This window comes from Azotobacter chroococcum, assembly GCF_004339665.1.
GTDB lineage: Bacteria > Pseudomonadota > Gammaproteobacteria > Pseudomonadales > Pseudomonadaceae > Azotobacter > Azotobacter chroococcum.
In genome coordinates this window covers 1-1,627 of the sequence record NZ_SMMU01000092.1, presented here as the reverse complement: position 1 = coordinate 1,627, position 1,627 = coordinate 1, and the positions used below count along the sequence as shown (strand labels likewise).

Below are 1,627 nucleotides of genomic sequence, written 5' to 3'. Positions count from 1 at the left end.
TCAGAAGATGTAGTCGGTGGTCAGGAAGCTCGACTCGCGGTTGCGGATGATCTCGCTGATCAGCTGCTTGTTGTCGTCCTGGAACTTGGTCGCCACCAGGGTGCGGATCGAGAACACCCGCAGCGCGTCGTACACCGACAGGGTGCCTTCCGCCGAGTTCTTGCGGCCGTTGAACGGGAAGCTGTCCGGGCCGCGCTGGCACTGGGCGTTGATGTTGATCCGCCCGACCTGGTTGGCGAAGGCGTCGACCAGCTTGCCGACCTGCTTGGGATCGTTGCCGAAGATGGAGAGCTGCTGGCCGAAGTCCGACTCGCGCACGTAGTCGATCACCGTTTGCAGGTCGCGGTAGGGCACCACCGGCACCAGCGGACCGAACTGCTCTTCCTGGTAGACGCGCATCTGTGCGCTCACCGGGTAGAGCACCGCCGGGTAGAAGAACGTCTCGCGCGCCTCGCCGCCGCCCGGGTTGGCGATCCGCGCGCCCTTGGCCTGGGCATCGGCCACCAGGGTCTTGAGGAAGTCGCTCTTGCCCGGCTCGGGCAGCGGGGTCAGCGCCACGCCCGGCTCCCAGGGCATGCCCGGCTTCAGCGCGGCGAGCTTGGCGTTGAACTTCTCGAGGAACGCATCGACCACCTCTTCGTGGACGAAGAGGATCTTCAGCGCCGTGCAGCGCTGGCCGTTGAACGACAAGGCGCCGGTGATCGCCTCGCTGACCGCGTTGTCCAGGTCCACCTGCGGCAGGACGATGCCGGGGTTCTTGGCGTCCAGGCCCAGCGCGGCGCGCAGGCGGTGCGGGCGCGGGTGCAGCTTCTTCAGGTCGCTGGCGCCCTTGTTGGTGCCGATGAAGGCGAACACGTCGATCTTGCCGGTTTCCATCAGCGCGCTGACGGTCTCGCGGCCGCGGCCGTAGATGATGTTGATCACCCCGGCCGGGAAGCTGTCGCGGAAGGCTTCCAGCAGCGGGCGGATCAAGAGCACGCCGAACTTGGCCGGCTTGAACACCACGGTGTTGCCCATGATCAGCGCCGGGATCAGGGTGGTGAAGGTCTCGTTCAGCGGGTAGTTGTAGGGGCCCATGCACAGCGCCACGCCCAGCGGCACGCGGCGGATCTGGCCGAGGGTGCCCTGCTCCAGCTCGAAGCGGCTGGAGCGGCGGTCCAGCTCCTTGAGTTCCTGGATGGTGTCGACGATGTAGTCGCAGGTGCGGTCGAACTCCTTCTCGGAGTCCTTGAGGTTCTTGCCGATCTCCCACATGAGGAGCTTGACCACCAGCTCGCGCTGCTCGCGCATGCGGGCGAGGAAGGTCTCGACGTGCTGGATGCGTTCGGCCACCGGCATGCTCGGCCACAGGCCCTGGCCGTTGTCGTAGGCCTTGACCGCGGCGTCCAGCGCGGTCAGCGCGGCCTCGGCATCGAGCAGCGGGGTGCTGCCGAGGATGACCTGCTGGTCACCCTGGTCGGTTTTCAGGTGGATGGGGCTGCGCACGGTGGCCAGCGGGCCTTCCCAGCGGCACAGCTTGCCGTCGATCAGGTACTCGCGCTGCTCGATCGGCGCGCCCAGGCGGTACTGCTCGGGAATCTCGGCGGCAGTGGGGAAAAGGTTTTGCAGACGGCTCTCGGTGCTCATG

The 1,627-nt window shown here is 66.7% G+C and carries 1 protein-coding gene; it reads right to left on the bottom strand.

From position 1 onward, the window contains the following. Positions 1–1,626 (bottom strand): NADP-dependent glyceraldehyde-3-phosphate dehydrogenase, encoded by a 1,626-nt coding sequence (locus EV691_RS23160; protein ID WP_131302833.1) that lies wholly within the window; start codon positions 1,624–1,626, stop codon positions 1–3. Position 1,627 lies beyond the last annotated feature (1 nt).

What these genes read in the sequence shown, in the direction of transcription:
- EV691_RS23160 (WP_131302833.1), bottom strand. Translation starts at nt 1,626, where the DNA reads ATGAGCACCGAGAGCCGTCTGCAAAACCTTTTCCCCACTGCCGCCGAG.